Source organism: Opitutia bacterium ISCC 52 (assembly GCA_014529675.2).
Taxonomy (GTDB): Bacteria; Verrucomicrobiota; Verrucomicrobiia; order Opitutales; family UBA2995; genus UBA2995.
This window is the reverse complement of record CP076040.1, coordinates 3512241-3538368: the sequence shown is the minus strand read 5'-3', so window position 1 is coordinate 3538368 and position 26128 is coordinate 3512241. Positions and strand designations below refer to the sequence as shown.

The following is a 26128-nucleotide window of genomic DNA, read 5'->3' as shown; positions in this document are numbered from 1 at the left end:
AGGAGCGGCTTTACGCCGCGATCCTCTTGCAACATTTTACGGTTAAAGGCGCTGTTTCAAAAAGGGAATGCGACAAGTCATTGGAAAGCTCGGTATTGATAATCCATATCCGCTTACTTCACCTCGACGAAAATCGGATTTGAGTAAAACCACAGGTCCGACCAGGGGTCTTCACCAAGCGGATCTTGCTCAGGTTCCAATTCCTGGCCGTTCGTACCTCTGATTCTTATATAGCTATTGCTATTGATGTTTTCCAATCGGTAGCTCATGACCCGGTAGGGTCCTTCATTACGCCATACCTTTTCAGAAAAGCGGGTCACGACTTTTGTGCTTGGATTGGTATCCGTGCTGCGATCCGAGAGGTGACCATTCACTTGTCCTGTAATCAAATCAACACGCGCGACTGATGGATTCTGCTCTCCAGCATTGAGTGTTGAGGGATCAAGAAATCGAATCGTCACTTCCACATCGGCTCCGGATGTTACTTCAAGGGTTCCGCCAATCTCGGAAGACTCGCCGCCGCTACTAGCAGTTACTTGCAACTCCGATATCAGGTCACCCAGTGTAACGAAGACGCGGCCGTGGCGGATTCCATTCAGGATGTCGTCATGATTCTTTTCTGCCCATACGTAGGTTTTTGAATACTCGCCAGGCCAGAAATCGGAACCACCTTCACGCCAGTGGATGTGGGAGTCTGAATTAGCTGTGATCCACCAACGGCGGCCTTCGCCGAGCATGGAATCCCAGAAACCTCCCAACCGAGCGGTCATCTGATCGAATCCGCCTATGGTTGGAAACGTTTTGTAGGATCCTCTGGCTTCCTGCTTGATGGAACCGTCGGGGTTGAGTGCCTTCGCCTGATGACCTGGAGCCCCTGACATGCCGACCGCGATTTCGGGAGCGGTGTCGTTCCAGTCGCGTAACTCTGCCGGATGATCTTTTCCGTATTCACCCAAACCGGTGGCAGAACGAGAAGGGTGGTTGGCCGTGATGAGTGGTTTAACTTCAAATTGGTCCATTGCCTTGAGAGCTTCCAGCATGCGCGGTTCTGTATCCCAACTCTTGTCTGCCGGGTGTGGCTCGTTCTTGGCAAACCTGGATTCGATATCGAAGAGACGATCCACTTCGTCATGGGTATGTGGGATAATGAGACTCGAGTGATCTGCTCCAGGCGTGTCGAACTCCATACCATAAAATTGAATCACATCTGGCACCGTCTGCCTGGATATTAACAGCTCTGGGTAAGCGATATCCCTATTTACCTTACTGTGATTAGGGCCTCCGTGATCGGTGGTTACTATCCAACTTAGACCGTGGTATTTCCCCATAACGGCGTTCATCGGGGTAGGGTAGATGGCGTCACCTCCGAGCTTGGGTGTGGGTGGATTTGTGGTTCGATCCCAGCCAACGCTGAACCGAGAATGAATGTGGTGGTCACCGGCCAGCCATTGGCGATCGGAATCAGCCGTGTCAGGCTTACTTGGTTGGGAACAGGAAAATCCTGTAAGACTTAGGCATAGGGCAAGGGCGATTCGAAGGTATTGTGAGCACATAGAATTAGGGATAGAAATGGAGGATATCGCTCTATTTACCTGGTGAGTCAACTGTCGGGAACACTTTCTCTTAGTTAACGTTTTTCAGATTGGACTCGTCAGACCATTATTTGGTCTTTCATCGTAAACTCCGTAATATGCGAAACTTAAACACCATTTTCCTGTCTCTTTTTTGTCTGATTTTCAACCTTCTGATTGCCCAGGCGAAATCACCGAATGTCCTATTCATTGCGATTGATGATCTCAACGACTGGGTGGGAGTGATGGACAGCCATCCGCAGGTGAAGACACCAAACATCGATGCCTTAGCCAATCGAGGAACCTTGTTTACGAATGCACACTGCCAGGCTTCGGTTTGTAACCCATCCCGTACCAGTGCGATGACAGGGCTTCGTCCTTCGACGACGGGTGTCTATGGATTAGCACCCTGGTTCAGGACGGTTGATGAGTTGAAAGATCTGGTGACTTTGCCGCAGCATTTTTCCAAGGCCGGTTACAAAACCTACACGGTTGGTAAGATCTATCACGGCCGGAGTTGGAATAGCATGGGCGTGAAAGAATTCGATGTAGTGGGAAGTACGAAACCGGGTCTTCGACCGAAAAAGAAACGGGTGGCGACACCACGAGGAGGGGCTGGAATGGACTGGGCCGTGTATCCCTATGAGGAATCAGATCACAAGGATTGGAAGACGGCTACTTGGGCAGTCGATCAGCTGGATAAAATGGCTGATGATGAGCCTTTCTTTATGGCGGTCGGCTTTGCTCTTCCACACGTCCCCTTGTTCGCTACCCAGAAGTGGTTCGACCTTTATCCGGAAGACGAGGTGCTCTTGCCCCGCATGCTTTTGGATGACCGATCCGACACGCCTCGCTTTAGCTGGTATATTCATTGGAAACTTCCGGAGCCACGGCAGAAGTTTCTGCTTCAAGCGGGGGAACAGATTAAAATCGTGCATGCCTACCTGGCGAGTGTGAGTTTTATGGACAGCCAGGTTGGACGTGTGCTTGAAGCACTGAAACGGAACGGCCTGGAAGACGATACCATCGTTGTCCTCTGGTCCGACCATGGATACCATTTGGGAGAAAAAGAGATTACTGGAAAAAATACCTTATGGGATCGATCGACCCGAGTGCCTTTGGTCTTTGCGGGACCGGGAGTAAATGGAAGTCAGCGAGTAACCAGGCCCGCCGAATTGCTCGATATGTATCCTACACTTAGTGAGTTGTGTGGTTTGGATATTCCCGATCATTTGGAGGGTATGAGCTTGGTGCCGCAGATTAAGAATCCAAAGGCACCGCGTACCCGACCTGCCATTACAACGCACAATCATGATAACCATGGCGTGCGAACCGAAGACTGGCGTTACATCCAGTACGCCGATGGTTCTGAGGAACTGTATGACATGGTTAATGATTCCAATGAATTTTGGAACCTGGCTGGCAATGGGGACTATGCTGCTATCAAGCGGCAGATGAAAACCCACCTTCCTAAGAGCAGTAAAAAGCCTGTTCCAGGTAGTGCCAATCGAGTGCTTATCTACGAGAATGGCATCGCCAATTGGGAAGGGGAAGATATCGACCCAAATGAGCCGATCCCAGAGTAGTTTTTTGAGAATTGTAGGAGGGGGTTTATCCCCCGATTTTAGGATAGTGCTCCGAACGATCGGGGGATAAAGCCCCTACAATTACCTTGTCTCTCTTTAAACCTCTTCACGATAATCCCATTTATGTCTATCCTAGTTAAGTTCTTCTCTTCATTCTGTCTGCTTACATTAATCGGAACCACTGTCTTTGCAGAGAAACCCAATATCCTCTACGTTACCTTCGACGATATGAATGATTGGGTGGGTTGCCTCGACGGTCATCCTCAGTCACAGACACCACACATCGATCGCCTAGCTGAGCGTGGGGTACTTTTTACCAACGCTCATTGCGTGGTTCCAGCCTGTAGCGGTTCGCGTGCGGCGAATTGGAGCGGACTAAATCCGGTCAACAATTTGGTCTACGGCAATGGTCAGAAACTTGAGAAGACGATGCCCAAAGCTATGGTTATGTCCAAGGACCTGGAGAATCAGGGATACGCGACTTTTGGAACGGGTAAACTCTTTCATGGAGGTAACGAATCTCGCTTTCAGGAATACGGTCCCGATTACAACAAGTGGTGGCCGATAACGGATGAAGAGAAGATCATTCCACAATCAGCGATCGATGCGGGAGGCCCCTATGTTAAACATTACATTCCGCGCCTGGGTATTACCATGCCGTTGAATCAGATGCCTCGGGATCGCAATCCTGGTTCGACCACCATCGAGTCATTTGACTGGGGTGTCATTGATCGTCCAGACGAAGAATTCACGGATACGCTATGTGCTAACTATGTGATCGAAAAGCTTAACCAGAAGCATGATCAGCCATTCTTTCTAGGGCTTGGAATTTATCGCCCGCATCAACCGCTTTGGGCTCCCAAGCGTTTTCATGATTTGTATCCACCCGAGACCGTTCAACTGCCTGCTGTTTACCAGGATGACTTGAAGGATGTATCTCGGATTGCCCAAGAGTTTGGTCGTTTTGCTGTAACCAGTGGTGCCCACAAAACAACGGTGGAGTGGGGGCAGTGGCAAAATGCCGTGAGTGCGTACTTAGCCAATATCAGTTTTGCCGATGAACAATTGGGCCGTGTGCTGGATGCCTTGGATGCGTCTCCTTACGCCGACAATACCATGATCGTTGTTTGGTCCGACCACGGATGGCAGTTAGGAGAAAAAGAGCACTGGGGAAAATTTACAGCTTGGGAAGGGTCCACCCGAGTCCCACTCATTGTTGTGCCTCCGAAGAATGCCAAGTTGCGTGGTTTCAAGCCAGGATCTAGAGTCGATCAGCCAGTATCTCTGCTCGATGTGTATCCTACAGTGATGGATATGGGAGGTCTTGATAAACGCAAAGATCTGGACGGTCATTCACTCCTTCCACTGATCAAGAACCCAGAAGCCAAGCGAGAGCATCCAGCCATTACTGCCATCGGTCGAGGTACCTGGTCGATTCGTGATTCTCAGTACCGGTTTATTCAATACTTCGATGGATCACGAGAACTCTACGATTTGGAGAATGATCCTGAAGAGTGGAAGAATCTCTACGGGGATAAACAGTATGCCAAGGTTGTGAGCAAGCTAGCCAAGCACGTTCCAGAGGATCCGAATTGGAAGCACTTTGTTTACTACGGTGAATTCAAGGCTGTGATTCCTGCCGATGGCTCTGACCTACTTCTCTATGGTCCAGGTTCGCAGATCGTCTATGAATCCAAGAGTGTGGCCAAAGACTACCCGGAAGTGGTCCAAGCGATAAAAACCTATCTCAAAGACAATCGAGTCACGGACAAGTATGTCCGGATGGATGGGTGAGGTAGATAGAATTCTTGCTCTTCGTCTTACTCCTTCTCTTCCTCTGAATAATTCAGATCGCTGGTGCCAAACTAATAAGTTTGGAAAATTAAATATCTGCCATCGCTCGGTCGTAGAAATCCAAATAATCGTCGGGTGCATCGCCTTCGCGTACAGCCATGGCGCTTCTTGGATGACGATTGAGTTGGCCGGTGATGTGATAGGGGATAGAAGGCCCCCAATCGAATTCCTCTTTCAAAGGAAGGATGGTGTTTTGGATGACATCCAGAATCGGACGGAGCTTGAACTTAGGATTTCTCAAGAAACCAAGCAGTAGCTCCATCGGGCAGTTTCCTGCACCTCGACCGAGACCCATCATGGTGGCGTCGATACGGTTGCTTCCGAGAATGATCGCTTCAATTGTGTTAGCGAAAGCCAGTTGCAAATTGTTGTGTGCGTGCATGCCCACTTCCATGCCGGTGCCTTCGATTGCTACCATGTATTTTTTGACCAGGTAGTCGACTTGTTCACGAAAAAGATTTCCGAAACTGTCTACTACAACCAGCGCATTGGCGGGTGACTGGGCTACGATCTCCAGTGCCTGGTTGAGCTCCAGCTCCTTCACGATCGAGATGGCCATGATGTTGAAAGTCGTTTCGTAGCCCAAGTCATGACAGTGCTGTACCATCTCGGCTGCTTCTGAGATTTGGTGGACGTAGCAAGCGACTCGAATCATATCCAGAACGCTGTCTTTGGCCGGAATGATCTGGTTCTTCCAGTCACTCTTTCCTCCAGCGTCGGCCATGGCGCAAAGCTTCATGCCTGTTTTCTTAAAACTGTGATCTCCTACCACACGGCGCATGTCTTCTTCGTCACAGTGACGCCACGGACCATAGGTGTCCTTAGGAAATTGCTCGTGTGAGTTCTTATATCCGATCTCCATATAATCGACTCCGGCTGCAAGGCAGGCATCGTATACTTCACGTACTTGTTTGTCCGAGAAGTTGGAGTTGTTCATCAGTCCGCCGTCGCGAATCGTGCAATCGGTGACTTTGAGTTCAGGGCGGTAGGTTATCCAGGGAGCTGTATCTGTCATAATTAGAAGCGTGTATAAGAGGAAATTTGCTAGATGAATGATAGCGGCCAAGCAAGCTTGGTCTCAGTAAATTCAAATTAAGAAAGGCTCTGTAATTAATTCTTTTGCTGGAAGGCTGGATTGTATTCTCCGCGTTTTTTAAATCCTGGATAGAATCGCATGCCACCAAACCTTGGATACGATTCGAATATGTCACCCTTTCCATGGACGCGTGGGTCGCCTTGCGCTTTGAGTTGAGACAGCAGTGCCTTACTCAGTTCGGTACGAATGGATTCATAGTCGGGATTGCGTGCCAGGTTATTTAGGCACCCAGGATCCTTGGAGATATCATAGAGCTGTTCTTCAGGTCGTCTTCCAAAAGCCAGATGAAAGAGGTCCGGATAAGTGTCTTCATTCTCATAGATAAAGGTTTTGCTCGGGGAGGGGTCGATATCAGGATAGCCTACACCCATCGCCTTGTAGTCTCTGGAAAATGAACCGGTGATGTGGGCTTCATCCAGGCCTTCTGGTATGGGGTTTCCTGCAGGCCACCTATCGGGCTTTATATTCCAAACATAAAGGTAGTCCTCAGTGCGAATGGCACGAGCAGGGTAGCCAAAATTGTCGGGCCTTGCATGGGAATGTCTTTCGCGTCCGGTAAGCACATAGGGCCGGTGAGGAGCCATATGTTTAAGGAAAGGCATGAGGCTCTTGCCGGTGATGCCTGGAAATGGATCGACGTTGGCGAGCTCGAGAAAAGTGGGGGCCAGATCAATCAGGCTGACTGGAGATTTGGAAATGCGGCCTCCGGGGAAAAACGCTTTCCCGGAAACGACCAAAGGCACGTGTGTGCCAAATTCCTGAAGGTTGGCTTTTGCATAGGGAAAGGGCATTCCGTTGTCCGCAGTGATCACCACGACAGTATTCTCCAATTCACCGATAGCTTCGAGCTTGGCAATGATACGTCCTAGATGCGTGTCGAACCAATCGATCTCCAGTGAGTAATCGAGAACGTCATTTTTAATCAGCTCTTCCTGGGCGGGCAGGAAGGCAGGGACGGTCGCTTCCTCCAGTTGTTTGCCTGCCTTTTGACCGGAACCATATTCGTAGACCCTGTGTGGCTCTTTGCAGCCATACCAAAAGAAAAAGGGCTGATCGTCTGTACGCTTATCCAAGAAGTCTTCGAAGTTGGCGGCGTAATCGATGTCAGACATCCCCTTTGCTGGTGGTGTCAGCTTCTTGCTGCTGTATTCGGTGCCTACTGGATTTCGTTTCCAGCCATTGTCTTTATAGTTCCCCGGGCTCCAGGCTTTGCCGGTCCAGCCCACGTGGTAACCAGCTCCTTCGAGGGTTCGGGTAAAGACGGGAAACTTTTTTGGGAAATGACTGCCGTGGGTGCCGGCTTCTTCGATCTGCCAAATGTTTCGCCCGGTCAGGATGGCGGCTCTGCAAGGACTGCATTGGGGAGCAGGCGCAAATGCATTGTGAAAGAGCACACCTTGCTGTGCCATTCGGTCAAAGGCGGGTGTGTTTACTCCGCTCGTTCCGTAGGCCGAGGCATAAGGGTAGGATTGATCATCGGCAATCGCGAAGAGGAAGTTGGGGCGGGCCGTTGCCAGCGGGGAGACGCAGAGTAGGGCGTTTGCCAGGAGGAGGATGCTTCGAAGAGTCGACATAATGATTTTGGGTAAGACCAGACTAGTGAATGAAGTTAAGACAACTAAGCCGCGCTTTAGGAGAAAAAAATAGGGGCCGCGATAGCGACCCCTATTGGAAAAGTGAATGTCTTAACGGTTACTCTACCCGAATGGGTAGATAGCCAGTGCGACCGCGATTGAAGATGTAGAGTTTGTTGACTCCGGTTTTAATCTGCTCACGTGCTTCGCGTATGGAGGTAATTTCGGTGTCGTTTACTTCCATGATAACCATCCCCTCGGCCAAGTGGCGAGAGTAGGGCGATTCCGGACTGACCGATGAAATGATGATACCTGTGATATTGAGCGGGATCCGGAACTGCTTGGCTTTTTCTTCATCAATGTCAGAAACCTCAACGCCATCGATGAGCTCATTCGCCGACATGGCAAAGCGACCGGATGCGGTTCCAACGTTGATTTCCAATGGGATTCTTTCTCCGTTTCGAACCACCTCTAGTTGAACTGGTGTTCCAGGAAGCGTATGACCGATGCGAATACGGAATTCATTGCTGGAATCAACGGTCTTGCCATCCACGGCTATCACTACGTCTCCACGCTCCATACCGCCTTCGTCAGCGGCTGAACCTTCTTCCACGTCGTTAATTAAAACGCCCTTGGATTCTTCGATTCCAAATGCTTCAGCCAGATCAGGAGTTAGGTCAGAAATACTTACACCGAGGAAGCCACGACGGACTTCACCGGTTTCTACCAATTGAGTGACGATATTGGAGGCCAAGTTGGAAGGAATAGCGAAGCCGATGCCAATGTTACCACCGCTTTGAGAAAGGATAGCAGAGTTGACCCCGATGAGTCTGCCGTAGGAGTCGATAAGTGCTCCACCCGAGTTACCAGGATTGATAGACGCGTCGGTTTGAATAAAGCTTTCATAACCGTCGTCTCCATAAATACCAATCTGACGTTGAGTTGCTGAAATGATACCTTGGGTCACTGTGAGACCGACTCCGAGTGGATTACCGATCGCGAAGACCACATCGCCCACTTCAATATTATCACTGTCGGATACCTTAATGGCTGGCAGATCATCTGCCTCCACTTTGAGGATAGCTACGTCGGTGCGAGGATCGCGCCCTACGATAATGGCTTCAAGTTCTCGTCCATCTGAAAGTTGAACCAATACTTCGTCGGCATCTTCGCCGCGTTGGTCCATCACAACGTGATTGTTCGTAACGATGAATCCATCTTCGGAAATAATAACTCCAGATCCCACGCCTTGTGGCATTCTGCGTTCTTCAGGCTCCGTTTCCGGTTGCTGTTGATCGGGGGCAGGAAATCCGAAGAACCTCCGGAGCATTTCATCCTGAGGGGACAGCCCTCGCGATTGGGAAACACGGACGATCGTTGCCGTGTGAACCGATACGACCGCCGGTGTGGCCGTTGACAGCATATTCGCATAGCTGTGTGGCATGAAATTCTGATTTCGATCGATGGATTCTTTTTCAATCTGAATATCGATCTGTAGATCTTTGAGATCGTCCGCAGCGCAGGCAGAACCAAGCACCAGGATCAGGCTAGATAAGGTCAATAGGAAGTGTGACTTTTTCATTGTTATGGGAATGGTAAATAGGGCTAGTTGCCTCTGAATCAATACTTAGATTTTGGTTTCTCCGATTCGTTCAAAAATTTCGGAATAAATGTAGGATGCGTCGATTGGGTGGTTCGGAGAATACTTTAAAGTAGTAATCAACTGAGACGAATATCTATTTGTTTTGTTCCGCGTATGTCGCAGGGGTATTGAGATTACCTGTTATTGACTTCAATTCCACTCCTTCCACCTACCGGTGGTGAGGTCTACCATGCGTGTCAAAAGTAGTGAAACCTTAGAGGCAAATCAGGGGTTCTACTGATTTAACTACGGTTGACCTCAACCGCTTGAAATTTAAAGTAATGGTATGATTCGCCGTGTTTCAGCGTTTATTATGATGATAGTGATTGGCTTTTTTTCGGGCCAAGTAGCTCACGCAATTATTAAGGTAAAAGACCTCGAGTCTCAGTACGGGGAGCTCCAAGGGCATCTAAAAATGTCCAATAAAACCGTGCTTCTCTTTCCCTCGGCGAAAGTGAATGTTTCACACTCTACCGGACTCATATCTGTTGAGCCCATCCAGGTGATCGCATCGGTACCGGTTCCAAGAACGCCGGCTGCTCCAGATATTCGAGCCATCAAACGAAAGATCGATCGTTTGTCAGCTTATGAGCAGGTAAGGTACTGGAAGCTGCATCAAATACGTTATCCAGCTAGCAATGTGGAGCATGAGCTCAATAGGGCGTTGGACTTGGTAGAGGCGATTCGAAAGCAGTCTATTGAAGATCGTCAAAAACCCATGGACACACCTGTGGTAGCGCAGCGTAGTTATCGTCGTTCTCGATCTTCCAGTTCTTTTTACTATCCGAGCTACGGTTACAATTCTGCTTATCGTTATCGAAGGGCACTTCGTAAAGATACTCAGATCGAATTGGATCGCATTTATCAACCGCCTGTAGCTGAGAGTTGGAATACTGCTATGGGTATGGCTGATCGGGGTCGATCCGAAGCGCTAAGGCATGTTGAAGGTGGCCGTTCGGCGATTCTGGGAAATACGCGATAGCTCTTAATCAGCATTCCCGATGTCTTAGAAATTTCCCGCTCTGTAATTATAAGGAACTGGACTCCATGGATGTGAATTCGTTCACTTAGGTTTTCTATCCCTATTTATGAAATTTCAATCATGGTCGGTGTTCCGGCTACTTTTCATTTTCAGTTGTTGGATGGTCGTTCTTTCAGGTGGTGTATCAATGCATGCACAATCCGCGAAAACGTTCGAATTGGAAGATGGCGATCGTGTTGTATTTGTCGGTAACACCTTTGTAGAACGTGCCATTGACTATGGTCATATCGAGACAGCATTAACGACCCAGTGGCCTGACAAAAATATAACCTTCCGAAACTTGGGTTGGTCAGGTGATGATGCGAGGGGCCGCTCTCGTCGATTCTTTGGTCCGGTTGAAGATGGGTTTAAGCATTTGGAAACACACGCAGCTGGATTGGCTCCCACAGTGATATTCGTCTCTTATGGGTCGATGGAATCCTACGAGGGCAGGGAAGGTCTGGCAGACTTCGAGGCAAACATGAACACCTTGTTGGACATGCTGAAGTCTACGAATGCGCGGATCGTCCTACTTTCTACTATCCCACAAGAAAATATGGGACCTCCGCTTCCTGACCCAGCGGATAACAATACCAATCTTAAGTTGTACGCTGCATCTATCCAATCCCTTGCGGCGGAACGGGACTGCTGGTTCATCGATCTATTTAGCTATATGGAAGAGGCACTCAATCTGTCGAATTCGCCATTGACCGATAATGGCGTTCATCTGAACCAGGAAGGTTATCAAGTCGCCGCTCAAGGGATCTTAACTGGGTTGGGATTTCCGTCTTTCACCAAAACAGTCCAAATCGATGGACAAGGGAATGTGAATTCCGCAATGGATACGCGGGTTCAACGCGTGCAAGTTTTAGGCAATGGCTTACTCTTCACTCTGCAAGATAGAGGGCTAGGCAATGGCAAAAAGCTTAAGCTCTCTATCCCTCGTTTATTTAATGGGAGTTACAATCTCCGGATAAACGGTCGAAATCTAGGCACCTATAGTTCTCAAGAATGGGCAGCGGGTATAGAGCTTCCTTGGACACCCGAGGTGGATCAGACGGCGCTTCTGATGCAAACGATCGTCAAGAAAAACGAACTCTACTTTCACAAATGGCGACCTCAGAACGAAACCTACCTTCGTGGCTTTAGGAAACACGAACAAGGTCAGAACGTGACCGAGCTTGAGGAGTTCGATCGATATATTGAATTAGAGGAGAGTAAAATCGCCGACCTGAAGCGCCCGCGCACTTATACCCTGCAACTTCAACGCGCAATGGAGAGATAATTATGAGAGCTTCGAATTTTATTTATAGTGTTGTCCTTCTCCTCGCCTGCGGATCTGCCGTTGCACAACGAGCGTTGACTGAGATTCCCAATTCCGATCCTGCCTATCAGTTGAGTCTCCTAAAACCGGCAGAGGGATTTGAAATTAATCTGTTTGCTTCGGATCCCATGATCGCGAAGCCCACCGCTATGGCATTCGATCGAAAGGGTCGTCTCTTTGTGGCGTGCACTCCCATTTACCCCCACATCAAACCCGGTGATTTACCATCTGATCAAATTATTCGACTGGAAGACACCAATGGGGATGGAGTGGCTGACAAGCATACTGTGTTTGCTGATGGTTTACTCATACCCACTGCCGTTCTTCCGAATCCGAATGGTCTTTATGTAGCCAATTCTACAGAGCTGCTATTTTTTGAAGACAAGAATGATGATGGGGTAGCTGATTCACGAAGGATTATTTACTCTGGATTTGGAACGGAGGATACTCATCATATTATTCATACCCTGCGGCAGGGGCCCGGCGGACGGATCTACTTCAATCAATCCATCTACACGCACTCCCATGTGGAAACGCCCTACGGCTATCGGGATCTTCAGGCAGGTGGGGTTTGGCAATTTCGCCCGGAGACTTTGGAGCTGGGTGTGTATTCGTACGGTTTGGTAAATACCTGGGGACTGCAGTTTGACCGCTGGGGACAAACCTTTCAGACCGATGGAGCGGGATCGGAGGGGATCAACTACTCATTCCCAAATTCCGCTTTTCGAGCCAATGTCGGGTACGAGCGATTTCTGGACGGACTGAATCCTGGACAACCCAAGCTCTCAGGCCTGGAGATTATCGATGGACATCATTTTCCCGAGGCGTGGCAGGGCCGGCTTGTCACCAATGACTTCCGTGGGAATCGCATTATCTCATTCAAGCTTACCGATTCGAACAGCGGATATATTTCACGCCAACAGGAAGATCTTGTGACTTCGACTCACGGAGCGTTTCGTCCGATTGATGTGCAAAATGGTCCGGATGGTGCTTTGTATGTGGCAGACTGGTATAACCCGATCATTCAGCATGGTGAAGTAGACTTTCGGGATGAGCGCCGCGACCATACGCACGGTCGTATTTGGCGAATCACCGCTAAAAATCGATCGCTACAAAAGGCACCAGACTTTGCCACCTCCTCTGTGACCAGGTTGCTGGAAAATCTTAAATCGGTAGATGCCTATGTTCGGGATCATGCGAAGCGAGAACTCAAGTTCCGAGGCGCTGAGGCCGTGTTTCCCGCGCTTTCCGAATGGATCAAAAGGCTCAATCATGGGCACCCCAACTATGAAGAGTTTTTGCTGGAGGCGCTTTGGGTTTCCCAATCACTGGATCAGATCAATCCCCAGGTTCTGGAAACCATGTTAAGCTCCGATGATTTTCGAATGCGTGTGGCGGCTTTGCGTGTGCTAGAAGAACGTCCAGCTAATTACCCGACCATTATGAGTCGCCTCGAGAATGCGATTGTAGATGAATCCCCACGTGTTCGTAACGAAGCCATCCAAGTGCTTCGAAAACTTGGGACCGAGGAAGCTGCTCAATTGCTAGTAAAAGTGTTGGACATGCCAATGGATGAGAATCTCGATTTCTCGCTTTGGAATGCCATGCGCGGCTTGCAATCTGTTTGGTTACCTCATGCCCGGATCAATCCGACTTTCTTTGGTGATAATCTAAGCTACTTGTTTTACGCGATTCGTTCAGTTGAAGTGGAAGAAGCCATTCAACCCTTGGAGCGTCTGTGGAATAGAGGAGGTATCGGAGATGACTATAAAGCGGAAGCGATGGTTCTATTGGCCGAACGTGGAAGTCCTTCCATTTTGAAAGACGTGGTGAATGATGTCGTCGGGTATGCAGAGACGGATCCTGAAGGCGCAGCGAGAGCATTAGCTGCTCTGGGTACGGCCGCCAGGCAAAGAGGGGTGAAGCCAGATGCTGATCTGGATATCGTTTTGCCGCTGATAGCTCACACCAGCGCTCCCATTCAAGTGGCGGCTATCCAATTGGCTGGGAGTTGGAAACTGGAACCATCTATTTCTGCCCTCAAAGCGATTATTTCCAACCCAGATACAAGAAGTTATATCCGGAACGCCACTGTTGAATCTTTGCTCGGTATCGGAACGACAAATGCAAAAGCTGCGTTATCTGAATTGGCTGGGTCCAATTTGCCGACCGCGACAAAGATCGAAGTAGCGGCAGGCTATGCTTCTGCAGACCCCAAGGAAGCGGTGGACCTGGTCGTAAACCTTCTGGAAGGGTTGGGGAAGGATGATGATGGAACTGCGTTAGTGGTGCCTTATATCGCGAAAAAGCAGTTGCCTGCGATCCTGGCCAGGGCTCTAAAATCGAGTGCCCTCAATACCGATGCAACTACTCGTCTTCTCCGTCGTGTGAGCACCGCTTCGATCGATACTTCTTCTCTCCAATCCGCTCTTCAAAAAGCAGCGGGTATTGAGCCGGTTAACATGAACCTCTCTCCCGACGAGATGGCTGCCATGGTCGAATTTATTGAAGCCAACGGAGATGCCGCTCGAGGCGAAGAAGTGTATCGCCGCGAGAATTTGCTGTGTATGACTTGTCACGCAATCGGTGGAGCAGGTGGAAGACTCGGCCCCGATTTTACCAGTATTGGTGCCAGTGCTCCGGTGGATTATCTCATCGATTCTCTTCTGCAGCCGCAGAAGCAAATCAAAGAAGGCTACCATGTCGTCATGGTCACGCGAAAGGATGGAACGGTCGCTGCAGGCAAACTGGCTTCGGAAAATGATACTTCCATCACCTTACAGGATCCTGCTGATCAGTTGATTGAAATTCCCAAGTCAACCATCGCGTCTCAGGAGATGAGCCCCATCTCATTGATGCCACCTGGCCTGACTGCGTCGCTTCGCAAAGACGAGTTTTCCGACCTGGTAAAGTTCATGTCCCGTTTGGGGAAGGAAGGTGACTTTAAAGTAGGTTCCGAACGATTGGTACGAACCTTTCGTTCCCTGGATGATCAAGAGGGTGACCTGGGCTATGCCGATATTATTCGGCATAATCCTATGGCGTTTGTTACTTCCGACGATTCTCGGCTCGTGTGGAATGCGTCATACTCAAAAACCAACGGAGATATTCCGTTGGACGAATTCCCTCGAGTTAGAGGGCAAGGGCGGGAAACGCTTAGTTATTTTCGTTTTCATTTGGACGCTAAAAGACCGGGCAATTCCATTTTGAAGTTTAACGATGCTGAAGGCCTCCATGTGTTCGTGGGGGGAGATAAATTTGAAGAGGTCAGTTGGGAAACATCCATTGTGCTGCAGCCTGGCATTAATCAGATTACGGTTGGTGCTTCTGCCCTGAATCGAAAGAACCGTACTTTGCGTATCGAAATAGTGGATGCGCCAGAGATTCCTGCTCAAGTGCAAGTCATTTACGGAAAATAACTCCGATCCCCAAAACCATGAAACCTATAGCTCTTTTCTTCCTCGTTGCGCTATGGGTACCCTTACGCGCCATTTCGGCTCCAACTGCTGCGCAACTAGACAAAGCTGCCGAGGGACTCCAATCTCTTATCGATAATGGAATGCTTGTGGGTGCTCAGTTGGCGATAGGTCATGAAGAGCAAATTCTGCTGAATAAAAACTTCGGTGTTCGTTCCATTGTAGATGACACACCGGTAGATTCAGAAACGATGTTTTGTATCGGCTCCTGTTCCAAGCCGATCGCATCTGCAGTCGTCATGACTTTAGCGGATGACAAGCTACTGTCGCTGGATAAGGGAATTTATACCTGGTTGCCAGCGTTTGGTAATTTGAAAATGTCAGACGGAGCATCCACGCGTGCCCCAAACATGGCCGAGTTGTTGAACCACCATAGTGGAATCTACTCGCAGAAGAAAGGCATGACTCGACGACAATCGAAGTGGATTCGAGACTTCCGCTTAACGCTCCAGGAATCGGTCGATGCCATAGCTAAAGAGCCGCTCTACGCGTTACCCGGTTCAGAATACGCCTACAGTGGGGCGGGGTATTGTGTAGTGGGGCGCGTTGCTGAAGTAGCCGCCGAACAAGCATTTGAACAGCTGTTACAAGCTCGTATATGTGAGCCGCTTGGACTGGAGCATACTTCCTATTTCCCATCGCGTAAAAATAAGAATGTGGCGTCAGGTTCATTGAAAGGGAAAATCAATCCCACCACGCCTCATTTGTGGAAGCCTTTTCAACTACCTTTGATTGGAGGCAGCCTCTATTCGACTTCGAGCGATAGTGTTGTATTTCTTCAATCCGTTTGGAAACAAGCATCTACACACGAAGAGATCTTGATGAGTCAGAAACAGTTCGAAGACTACACAACGCCCCTAAGCGATAAACAACGGTACGCGTTTGGCTGGGGTCAGATGATGGCTAATGGAAAAGCCTTTGGCATTTCCCATTCCGGTGCCCTGGCATCCAGCAGGGCCCTGTTCCAGATCAATTTAGAAAAAGACGTCTACCTCACTCTGCTTTATACCGTTTCAGGGACTAGCAGTATGGATGAGGTTAAAAAAGGAATCGGTAACGTAGTACGGCCGATCACCGGAAAGCGTTAGTCCTTAGCGAGTCGGAATCTTGTCTTCGTATTTCTCCCAATTCGTCAGGAGTTCCTGAACGACGGTATTGCCAAGACTAAAGGCTGCTTCCAGAGATTCGATAAACGCCGATAACGAAGCACCTCGTTCACGAGCCAGACTTTCGTAAGCAGTCATACCCGGAGAGGGCATCGTGTAGTTGGCGGCCGTCCTGAGGATCATGACCCGGTCGTAGTCGACCTTCCCGGCATTATCGAGATTCTTAAGGGCCTGAAGCGTTCCGCTGTCCTCCATGGCTTTGGTGACAAAGTTGCCTTTCCCCTCCGTCCAGAACGAGGTCCAGTCATTGCCAAATTGTGTCATCTTCTCCCCGTGCCAAAATGTAGAATCTGCCAAGTGACTGCCGATAAGGACGAAGGGCTTTTTCTGGGCATTGGGAAAGCCCACAAATTCAGCCCGTCGGTGTTCGAGTTCAGGACGATCTTTCAGAGGTACGTCCTTGGTAAGCTGATACGCCCATTGCATGAGTCCTGGATTGAGCTTAAACAATTGGCTTGGATTGACCGGTTCTCCATTGCGGTCAAAGGGGCGTGGTGATCGCAACGGCGTATAGCCTGTTGTCCAATCGTCAGGGATTTCTCGCGCATCAATTTCATGGGCCAACCCACCATCGATGACATAGTCTGTCCAAACAGCACTGCCCATGGATCCATCGTGTGGGTCAATGCCACAGATACCAGCGACCAGCCAATAGGTGTTGCTGAAATCAAATCTCGAATCCATGCCCAAGGCCATGACAGAAGCCGCCGCATTGGAAACGCCCATGCCGGTTGTGATCAACAGGAGCCCGTCGCCGTTCGTGTAAATATCCGAACGTCCAGCAGGGAAGGGGAGGCGTTGGTCCAAGTTAAGACGTTCAATCCAGAATTGGCGTTCACCCGGACGTTCACCCTCGTGCTCGAACATGGTGAGCACAACGACCTTGATCGGGATGGGATCAGCGGCTTGGGCTGTGAGGGATAGGCAACCAAGGAAACTTAAGAAGAAAAAAGACCAACGGAGCAAGTTCATAACTGACCACAGTGAAGTACACGAAGGTGACGATCAATAGCCGATGTAGGATCGTGCTAATAGTCTGAGTCTCGGCGCCCTCGGCGTTTCGAGCGAAGCGACACCAACAGCCACCCTACCATTGAGAGAAAAGGTAGGGACCGATCGCCGAGCGGTCCGTGGTCGGGCAGGAAGAAACTCATTCTTCGCCCTTCCGCCTGCATCTCTAAGCTCTTTAACTCACCTCGGTCGCCAAACCGGTTCAATCATCTGGCCGTTCATATCCTCCCAGGCTTCCAGCATCTCCTTCACCTTGGACGGTTCAGTAGAGGCCAGGTTATTCGACTCACTGATATCTTTCGCCAGATTGTAGAGTTCCCAATCGTCGCCTTGTCCGCGTCTTGGATTACGCAGGAGTTTCCAATCCCCTACACGAATGGCAGTGCGTCGGTCGATGCGCCAGAAGAGGGTGTCGTGCGGGCGGGCTTTATTCTTCCCGGTGAGGTAAGGGATCAAATTGACGCCATCAATTTTTCTTTTCCGGTCCACTTGAGCATTAGAGATGGCTGCAGCGGTGGAAAAAATATCGAGAGATACTACCGGGTTTTCGTAGACCTCGCCTTTCGGTAAGGTTCCTTTCCATTGGGCCAGGAAGGGGACGCGGTTACCTCCTTCATAGACACTGCCCTTACCATCGCGAAGCGGCAGGTTGCTCGAAGTAAGCTCCCGGGTCGGTCCACCATTATCGCTGATAAACCATATGAGCGTGTTTTCTTCCAGGTCATGCTCGCGAAGCTTGGCGAGGATGGCGCCTACACTGTCATCGAGATTGGAAAGCATAGCGGCAAAGATCCGTCGTTGAATGTCCTCGATATGAGAAAATTTTTCCATGTAGGCATCGGCGCCTTGTAAGGGACTGTGTACCGCATTATAGGGTACGTAGAGAAAGAAGGGTTTATCGGCCTGCCGGTCGATGAAGGACAATGCTTCACGCGTAAAGGCATCGGTCAGGTATTCTTCTTCCTCAACTGGCTGACCGTCTCGATAGATGGGATTGTCCGCGTCATAATCCGGTTCCGTGTTTCCCATGTGAGTGGTGTAGATGAGTTTTCCATCTGCACTTATCCAGCGACCTTCACCTCCGCCGGGGAGTACTTTCCGGCGCAACCACGTGGTGGTTGTATCTGTATAGGGTTGAGGCACGAAGTAGTGACCTTCATGCAAAAATCCAAAGAACTCATCAAAGCCTCGACGAATGGGGTTGTATTTGGCGGTTCCTCCCAGATGCCACTTGCCGAACATGCCTGTTACGTAACCGGCATCGACCAGGATATCGGCGATCGTTTTTTCTCCCACTGGTAGTCCGGCTCCGGATTCTTCGTTCCTGGCACCGATCGGATTAAACTCATAACCAAAACGGGTTTGATACCGACCTGTCATCAGTCCGGCTCGCGAGGCACTGCAAAAGGCAGCCGTCACATAACCCTGAGTAAAGCGGACGCCGTTTTCCGCCAGAGAGTCGATGTGTGGCGTTGGGATCTCGGGATTTCCCTGACAGCCCAGTTCACCGTAACCAAGATCGTCGGCTACGAGGAGAACGATATTGGGTTTTTCAGTGGCTAGGAGGCTGGAAGCTAGAGCCAGAAGCAAAATCAGTAGAATGGGGCGAGTCATGGGAAGATTATGTTATACAGAATGTGGATGTTGTTGTGAATCAATACACCTGAATTGAAATTAAATCAATTGAATGTAACATCGGTGGAGACTCAGTTGATGGGTCCACGGTGTCACCACCGTGGCTACATTTTAGTTCGACTGAAAGCGTTTGTCCTCGGGATTACCTCCGCTGAGCACGTAGGCGACGAGATCATAAATTTCCTCTTTCTCCAGGCGACCGAGTAACATGGGAGGCATGGGTGAGACAGGAGATGGATCGATGCTCTTAACCATTTTCCGGTCCACGTTGGTCCGTTGGTTCGGGTTCGTGAGATCGGTGTTAACAACTATCACATCGCCTTTTAAGTTTACGATGACTCCATGCACGGCTGTTCCATCCAGCATGCTCACTTGAGCAGGCACAAATTGTTCATTGATTTCTTTGCTCGGATTTATGATTTGGTCGAGGAAATCATGCGGTGAATAACGACCTCCCGCTGAAGTAAGATCGGGACCCGTGGCACCGCCTTCGTTGTTGAATCGGTGACAGGAGTAACACGCTGTAGCAGCGAACATTTTGCGACCACGGTCAAAGTTGCGGTCGATCATATTGTCGCCTGCTTCGGATAGGTCATCCAGTTTCCAGTCAGTGAAGTTGGTGCGACCAGCCAAGGCTGACATAGCAGCTTCTAACGATGACTTTACTTCAGGCTCGCGGGCGAGGAGTTCTACCAGGTCGGTTTTTTCCTTACTGGTGAGGGTTAATTCGGCATCCTTACGAATGTTTTGGATGAAAGCGACAAAGCTAGCTCCACCGCGGAAATTAGCTGCTTTCAGAAACCATTCGAAGTAGGAGGTGCGCAGTGCGTTTGTCCATCCGGTTTTGAGCATGCGGAGGGAACGAGCATATTCCATCTGTTCTTCTTGCGTGGCCGCGTCTTCAAGAAGTGCGATCGCCTTTTGCGCTACGCTTGGAGCTTGGAGATAAACCAAGGTCTCACAGAGCAGGCGGTTCGATTCCTGGTTGTCGGCAGGGAAGTGTAGATCGAGCTGACTGATGATTTTACCTGCGAGCTCAGTCTCAGCGCCGCGAAAACGATTAAGTGCCACATGGTAGGTGCGTACCAAGGCCTGACGGTTTTGTTCATCCAACGATCCATAATCGATGTCGGCGAGCGCGCCCAAAATACGGGCACCTTGCATGTTATTTTGTGGAATGTCGCCATCTACACGGTGGAAGGGGTCAATACCACGTACTCGAGTCAGAGCGAGTAATGCCTGGATCTTCTTGCCTGCGTTTTGCTCACGGAAAGCGCGGCGTCCCCAGTTGGCAGCGGGTTGGCTCTCCAGAGCACTGCGCGCTGCATTCCGAATAAATGGATCCTTGTCGTCCAGGTAGCGCCAGGCCAGTTGCACAGCCCGGTCATCTTCTTTGCCATGGAATTGCTCCAGCACGATACGAACATCGCGTGCATCCTGTCCGGCAGATTTTTTTACGGCTGGGGAGGTGTCTTCATCTCCCACATAGGTCACGCGGTAAAGTCCCGATTGGACCCTTCGTCCACCGATTGCAAAATACATGGCGCCATCCTCCGGGTGAATCACCATATCCGTTAATGGAAGTGGGACACCTGAGATGAAGTCTTCTTTGTATCCTGTATAGCTGGATCCTTTGGGCTCGAGAAAGACGGAGTAAAGTTTCCCCCAACTCCAATCCATGATGAAAAACGCGTTTTGGTATTTGGCGGGGAACTTAGCGCCATAGCCGAAGGTGACTCCAGTGGGTGAGCCGGGGCCAATATTCACCGTTGCCGGAACACTGTCCGCATACCACTCGGCAAACTTGCCTGTGCCATTTCGCCAACCGTAGTCAGAACCGCTGACTACATGGTTTACGCGAGTAGGGCGGTACCAGGGAGTATTGAAATCATACTCCATGTCTGCGTCGTAGGTGAAGAGCTCGCCATCGGCGTTGAAGTCTGCGTCGAAGATATTGCGGTAACCCATGGAGTAGCGCTCCCAATGCTCACCATCAGGTGAGATCTTATAAATGATCCCGGCTGGGGCCAGGCGTGAGCGATTGTGTCCACGGCCATCGGGCATACGGGGTAGAAGGTGGTCTTCCCCAAAGTTGCTTATGTTTTCCCGATTTACTTCGGTGGGTTCAGCATTGTTTCCACAAATCAGGAAAATGGATTTCCCATCAGGAGACAGTTTTACAGCGTGGACACCGTGATCACCCCGTGAAGGGATGTGGCGCAAAAGCTCCACATGATCGAGCTGGTCGTCGCCGTCTGAATCGGTGATGCGATACAATCCGGAATTAGTGCTGTCTTCGTAGTCATTGACGCCGACATAAAGTGAATCGAATGCCCAGAGCATACCATTGACCGCCCGGATGTTGGCGGGCACCTTTTCGATAGCTGCAGCGTTGAGTGTTTTGCCTGGAGCTGGTACCGGAAAGCGGTAAAGGCCACCAAACTGATCACTGGCAATTAATCGGTTTTTTCCGTCCAAGGCCAGGTTGACCCAGGAGCCTTGTGTGTCTCCGGGAACGGAGTAGAGAAGCTCCACTTTGAAGCCATCGGGCATGAGGATGTCTTCAATAGGAGTCGCGCGGTTTTCATTTACCGCGAGCCCCTCTTCTAGGGGTGTATCATTTTTTTTTTCGATCAAGGCTTTTGCCTCTGCTGCATTTATCCCATCTCGGAGTTGAATATTTTTAACCTGGATGGACATGTCTGGCCCTCGGTGAAGTTGCAGCCCAATCAGTCCACTTAGTACGGTACTGGGATCGCGGTCCACCACATCGACCGTGATCACTCCGTTGATCTTGTGTACACTGCGACGTCCCATTGCGATGACTTCGTAGGTGTTCCACTCGGAAAGATCAAAGGCGGGTTCAGATCCCAGGTTACCTCGAACCTGTGGAGTGGTCTTTCCCTTATCATTCAAGTCAGCTGGAATGAGGACCTTCTGTCCACGTTCGGCGATGATACCACGGCCGGTTTGCTCGCTGTAATACATGCCCTGGTATTCCGGTTTTGGGTGGATATCCATTTGGGGGCCTTTGAGCCTGAACGGGCCGCTATCCAGGCTTTGCGCTCTATACATGACACCGGAGTTGTTGGTGCCTGCCATGCGAAGTCTCAGTGTCAGGTGAAAATTGCTTACCTCGACATCCTTTGCGATGAGGAAGGTGTTAGCCTCGAGAGTCACGCCTTCTGTGCTGCCGACGATGTTTCCGTCTTCCACTTTCCAGAGTTCGGAACTGCCTTCCCAGCCACTGAGGTCTTTCCCGTTAAAGAGCGACTTGTATTCCTGCCCGGCGGCGGACATTCCGAAGAAAAGGATGGAAACGAATGCCACTGCAAACCATGCAAGCGACTGTGAGGAAGAAGGACGATGTGTCATAAATTTAAAGGGTGTTCTTAGGCTTAGACGAATGGGGTAATACATACCATTAAAAGGGATTGTTGAAGAGCTGCGTGCTGGCAAGTTTCTTTAGTTCCTAGTTATTCTCATTGTAGAGTAGTGTTTCTATACAGGGTAAAATTATTTTCACTCCAATTATTTGAGCATTTTTTGTGTAATTGCATTTATCTGAGCTTGAAGTGGAACTACTCTCCAACCAGAACCTCACTTTTGTAGAAAGTGCCAGCACCGGTATCCAAGGATGCGACAAGTTTTGGGAGTAAATGCTCCATTTTGTCTTTCAAGGTCCAGGGTGGGTTAATGATCATCATTCCAGATGCTGTCATGCCGCGTTCGTCAGAATCAGGGGAAAGGCCAAGTTCGAATTGCTGGATGTTGCGGATCCCGCTTTTCATAAGTTGGGTTTCCAGTAGATCGATCCGCTCTCTTTGTACCACCGGATACCAAAGTGCGTAAGTTCCTGTCTCAAATTTGCGATGGGCTTTCCGGATCGTTTGGATCACGGTTTCGTAATCACTTTTAACCTCGTAAGAAGGATCTATCAGAATGAGTCCACGACGGGAACTGGGTGGCAGTTGTGATAGCAAACCCCGATAGCCATCCATGAGTTCTAGGCCAAATCGGCTGTCTTTTTCGAAGACCCGGCTCAAGATTTCATAATCGGCGGGATGTAATTCGAATAAGCGGGCTCGATCCTGTTCCCTTAACACGTGTTGGGCAAAGAGGGGAGATCCAGGATACTGTGAGCATGTGTCCGTCGTGTTGTGCCGTTGGATCACCTCAAAGTAAGTGCTCAGCTCGGGCCAGTCTTCTGCTGCGAGCTTTTTGAATCCACCTGTGGCTTCGTTTAACTTGGTCGCATGATCCGACTGTAGGTCGTAGAGCCCGGCTCCGGCATGCGTATCGATATAAGTAAAGGCTTTGTCTTTTCGCGTCAGGTACTCCAGAATCTGAACTAAGACGATGTGTTTGAGAACATCGGCAAAATTGCCTGCATGAAAAGAATGACGGTAGCTGAGCAAGGTGTTAAAAAGAAACTAAGCCGGCAAGGATGCCTAAGCAGACCACAAAGAGAAAATAATAAAAGGCAGACTTGGCGTATTTAAACTCCTTCCTCCGGTCTTTCTTTCTTGCCGCAGCGATCGCGCCGACTGCACAAGGAACAAACACGCAAGGATAACCCAGGCAGACGCTGCGGAAGCAGGCTCCGATTATAAGTGGAATCCAGGGGAGTCCCGGAGGTTTGGGTTCCGTCATTGCGATGATCAAGCTTATGAAGACAAAAGGATAAATCAGTACTGGCCACCCACTCAATAGGAGTAGGAGCTTTGACTTCTTGTTCAGCTTTTCATCTATGCCGAAGTCCACGATGGTTGGTGTAGGGTTCTTCGGGGTATGAATCTTGATTCTGTGTGGAGCTTGTTCAGGCATTCTTTGACCTCAGGACCGCACAAGCGGTTCATTTGGTTAGGGAATTGAGTAACTATTCGGACGTGGAAAAAGAGAAAGTTGGATAGATTGAGAAACCCTTTGGTTTCTTTCAAGGGGGTAATTCACCTTAGAAAACAGGATTGGGTCTGCAGACTCTGGTATCCGGTTTGCTCACCCAGATCTACTGCCTAGCCAATGGGGCGTCTAAAAATTGCCCTGATCTCCTTGGCGATCTATTTGGTTCTATCGCATAGTGCCGGTATTTTTTCGACCCTTAGCCGACAGAAACCAAAAGTTTTGGTGTTTTGCGACTATTTGTTCAGCTTCTGCCCTACAACGGCGTTTCCAGAAGAATTTTTCCCCTGATGAATACGCCAGCCCAATTGTAGGTAGAATTCCGGAATCTCAGTGTAGGCATAGAGTTCATCTTCGAAGTCAGATGAAAGCTGTTCAGCCAACTGAACCAATGAACTTCCGATGCCACGGCTCCTGTGAGAATCTTTCACATAGAGCCCATTGATCCAGAGTGTTGGTGAAATGTCCTCAGTGCGTTGATAGCGACTGATCCAAACAAAACCAGCGGCTGCCTTTTCATCGACGGCTACTTTTGAAGGGGGGGGATTTATCCTTAACAAGAAGTTTTTCACGAATCGTATCCAGGCTATCACGGCTTTCCTTCGACCATTCATCGAATATCCATTGCGAAACGGTATCCAGGAAAGGACTATTATCGGATAGGGAATGGAAGGAGAGCTTGTCGGGCATAGAGGGTAATCAGGTCCGGAATATCGTAGAGGCGTATAGTCCAATCGCTAATCCAGTATAGTAAATAGTAATTAATAGAAGAATGTTTGTGCTCTTTGGAGAGTGCTGGGGAACTCGATCTCTGAATGCTGGACGAGTAATTCCCGTATGTTCAGCACCGACTTTCTTAAGGCCAGTCCATCTTGAGCCAGTGCTTTGATGCCTAGCCCACCTGTCCTGAGGGAACTTGCTCCAATGGCTACCTCTTTATTGGATAGTTGGTTGAGAGGCTCGATCAATTCTTTTACCGGCTTTGAGGTCAAGAAATAGAGACTCACATAAGGACCATGAGGAAAGCGGGTCCGCCAATCGGCGACGTCACCTGCCTTTGGGTCAACGTTGAAGTTCTCGTAGACCATTAGCGTACCCGATCGGTAGATACGTAGCTTTGAGCGCCAGGATTTAAACTCGAAGGACTCACCGTAGCTTGCACGTCCTGGAGAAATGATCTCTGTGAGAAGCAGCCTGCTGCTAGCCTCTAGATCTACCCTGGTGAATTGCCTCAGTCTTGAAGCCGATTGTAGCACCAAGGGTGCTGGCCAGACATCCAGAGCAGCATCTTCTCCAAGCTGGTAATGTTGTTGGATGGTGGCTTCGCCGTCGGCCATAGTGTGCACGCGGCAAGCAGCCGGACTTATCATAGCAGCCTTGGCCCCAGCTTCCACCTTGCAATCGATCTCCAAATGATCTCCTTCCAGTAATCCTGCGGTCGGACTCGTGAGCAAGTTAATGGCCCAGCCTTTGTCATGGTAGGTTTTGGCTATATGAAGGGGAGGGCGAACCCATTGTTCCTTGAGAGTGGATCCCTTTGGATCAGCTATATAAGCTAAGCGAACACCTCCGGATACGGCGGGTCGCTTGGCAGGCTGATTCTCTGTGATCGTTTCGGGCATCAACCAGCTTTGGGAGTCAGTGGAAAGAAACACTCCTTCTCGAGCCAGGCCAAGACATCATCCAGCCCCTTTCGGCTTTTTAGATCGCAAAGGAGAAAGGGACGTTCATCGCGCATCTTCTTTGAGTCACGTGCCATGACATCGAGATCCGCACCCACATAAGGGGCTAGCTCGGTCTTGTTGATAATGAGTAGATCTGAAAATCGAATGGCAGGGCCACCTTTGCGGGGGATCTTATCGCCCTCCGCAACATCAATTACATAAATGAACGCATCCACCAGCTCCGGTGAGAACGTAGCCGATAGATTGTCGCCACCGCTTTCTAAGAGAACGACTTGAGCGTCGGGATGCTGTAGCAGCAGGTTATCAATCGCTGCTTCGTTCATACTCGTGTCGTCGCGAATGGCCGTGTGCGGACAGCCCCCTGTTTCTACTCCGAGGACTCTCCCGGCTTCAAGTGGGCTATTTTTTACCAGGAATTCGGCGTCCTCCTTGGTATAAATGTCGTTGGTAATCGCGACGAGGCTGAATCGTTTGTTAAGTACTTCTGTGAGGCGAAGGAGGAGCATTGTCTTGCCGGAACCAACCGGGCCTCCGATGCCAACGCGGACAGGACGTGGAGATGAATTTGTATCAGACATGGATTAA

18 protein-coding genes are annotated in these 26128 nt (G+C 49.8%); 6 read left to right on the top strand and 12 right to left on the bottom strand.

Annotation, left to right across the window (positions count from 1 at the left end; all coding sequences use genetic code 11):
* Nucleotides 1-113: 113 nt before the first annotated feature.
* Nucleotides 114-1553 carry a phosphoesterase gene (locus tag GA003_15035; protein ID QXD27319.1) on the bottom strand — a complete coding sequence of 480 codons (1440 nt, stop codon included), beginning with the start codon at nt 1551-1553 and terminating at the stop codon, nt 114-116.
* A gap of 137 nt (nt 1554-1690) precedes the next feature.
* On the opposite strand from GA003_15035, the gene GA003_15030 reads away from it, so the two are divergent.
* Nucleotides 1691-3157, top strand: a complete 1467-nt coding sequence (locus GA003_15030; protein QXD27318.1) for a sulfatase — start codon at nt 1691-1693, stop codon at nt 3155-3157.
* A gap of 123 nt (nt 3158-3280) precedes the next feature.
* Nucleotides 3281-4951 (top strand): sulfatase, encoded by a 1671-nt coding sequence (locus GA003_15025; protein QXD27317.1) that lies wholly within the window; start codon nt 3281-3283, stop codon nt 4949-4951.
* Nucleotides 4952-5039: 88 nt separating this feature from the next.
* Here the strand turns inward: GA003_15025 and GA003_15020 are convergent, their stop codons facing one another.
* The 3 genes from GA003_15020 to GA003_15010 all read right to left on the bottom strand — a co-directional run bounded on the left by GA003_15020 (nt 5040) and on the right by GA003_15010 (nt 9263).
* Complete coding sequence (locus GA003_15020; protein QXD27316.1) at nt 5040-6026, bottom strand: aldolase catalytic domain-containing protein; 987 nt, start codon at nt 6024-6026, stop codon at nt 5040-5042.
* Nucleotides 6027-6121: 95 nt separating this feature from the next.
* A complete protein-coding gene (locus tag GA003_15015) occupies nt 6122-7681 on the bottom strand; it encodes a sulfatase (protein ID QXD27315.1) in 1560 nt (519 codons plus the stop codon).
* A 118-nt stretch (nt 7682-7799) separates the two neighbouring features.
* Complete coding sequence (locus GA003_15010) at nt 7800-9263, bottom strand: Do family serine endopeptidase (protein QXD27314.1); 1464 nt, start codon at nt 9261-9263, stop codon at nt 7800-7802.
* 346 nt (nt 9264-9609) lie between these two features.
* Here GA003_15010 and GA003_15005 point away from each other — a divergent pair, with 346 nt between their 5' ends.
* The 4 genes from GA003_15005 (at nt 9610) to GA003_14990 (ending at nt 16232) form a co-directional block, all read left to right on the top strand.
* On the top strand, nt 9610-10305 hold the full coding sequence (locus tag GA003_15005) for a hypothetical protein (protein QXD27313.1): 696 nt from the start codon (nt 9610-9612) through the stop codon (nt 10303-10305).
* A 106-nt stretch (nt 10306-10411) separates the two neighbouring features.
* Nucleotides 10412-11629: an SGNH/GDSL hydrolase family protein gene (locus GA003_15000; protein ID QXD27312.1), complete on the top strand. Its 1218-nt coding sequence runs from the start codon at nt 10412-10414 to the stop codon at nt 11627-11629.
* A gap of 2 nt (nt 11630-11631) precedes the next feature.
* Nucleotides 11632-15087 carry a HEAT repeat domain-containing protein gene (locus tag GA003_14995; GenBank protein ID QXD27311.1) on the top strand — a complete coding sequence of 1152 codons (3456 nt, stop codon included), beginning with the start codon at nt 11632-11634 and terminating at the stop codon, nt 15085-15087.
* A gap of 17 nt (nt 15088-15104) precedes the next feature.
* Complete coding sequence (locus GA003_14990) at nt 15105-16232, top strand: beta-lactamase family protein (protein ID QXD27310.1); 1128 nt, start codon at nt 15105-15107, stop codon at nt 16230-16232.
* Nucleotides 16233-16235: 3 nt separating this feature from the next.
* Here GA003_14990 and GA003_14985 read toward each other — a convergent pair whose 3' ends face one another.
* The 8 genes from GA003_14985 to ureG form a co-directional block, all read right to left on the bottom strand.
* Nucleotides 16236-17282: a purine nucleoside permease gene (locus tag GA003_14985; GenBank protein ID QXD27309.1), complete on the bottom strand. Its 1047-nt coding sequence runs from the start codon at nt 17280-17282 to the stop codon at nt 16236-16238.
* Nucleotides 17283-17501: 219 nt separating this feature from the next.
* On the bottom strand, nt 17502-18935 hold the full coding sequence (locus tag GA003_14980; GenBank protein QXD27308.1) for a sulfatase: 1434 nt from the start codon (nt 18933-18935) through the stop codon (nt 17502-17504).
* Between the two features lie 132 nt (nt 18936-19067).
* Nucleotides 19068-22256, bottom strand: a complete 3189-nt coding sequence (locus GA003_14975) for a DUF1080 domain-containing protein (GenBank protein ID QXD30454.1) — start codon at nt 22254-22256, stop codon at nt 19068-19070.
* A 281-nt stretch (nt 22257-22537) separates the two neighbouring features.
* Complete coding sequence (rlmJ, locus tag GA003_14970) at nt 22538-23374, bottom strand: 23S rRNA (adenine(2030)-N(6))-methyltransferase RlmJ (protein ID QXD27307.1); 837 nt, start codon at nt 23372-23374, stop codon at nt 22538-22540.
* 4 nt (nt 23375-23378) lie between these two features.
* Nucleotides 23379-23783, bottom strand: coding sequence for a hypothetical protein (locus GA003_14965; GenBank protein QXD27306.1), 405 nt, complete (start codon nt 23781-23783; stop codon nt 23379-23381).
* A gap of 311 nt (nt 23784-24094) precedes the next feature.
* The gene (locus GA003_14960) at nt 24095-24451 is read right to left on the bottom strand and encodes a GNAT family N-acetyltransferase (GenBank protein ID QXD27305.1); all 357 of its coding nucleotides are present in this window, start codon (nt 24449-24451) and stop codon (nt 24095-24097) included.
* Nucleotides 24452-24619: 168 nt separating this feature from the next.
* The gene (locus tag GA003_14955) at nt 24620-25480 is read right to left on the bottom strand and encodes an urease accessory protein UreD (GenBank protein QXD27304.1); all 861 of its coding nucleotides are present in this window, start codon (nt 25478-25480) and stop codon (nt 24620-24622) included.
* Complete coding sequence (gene ureG, locus GA003_14950; protein ID QXD27303.1) at nt 25480-26121, bottom strand: urease accessory protein UreG; 642 nt, start codon at nt 26119-26121, stop codon at nt 25480-25482. The genes GA003_14955 and ureG overlap by 1 nt, the downstream gene beginning before the upstream one ends.
* Between the last annotated feature and the right edge of the window lie 7 nt (nt 26122-26128).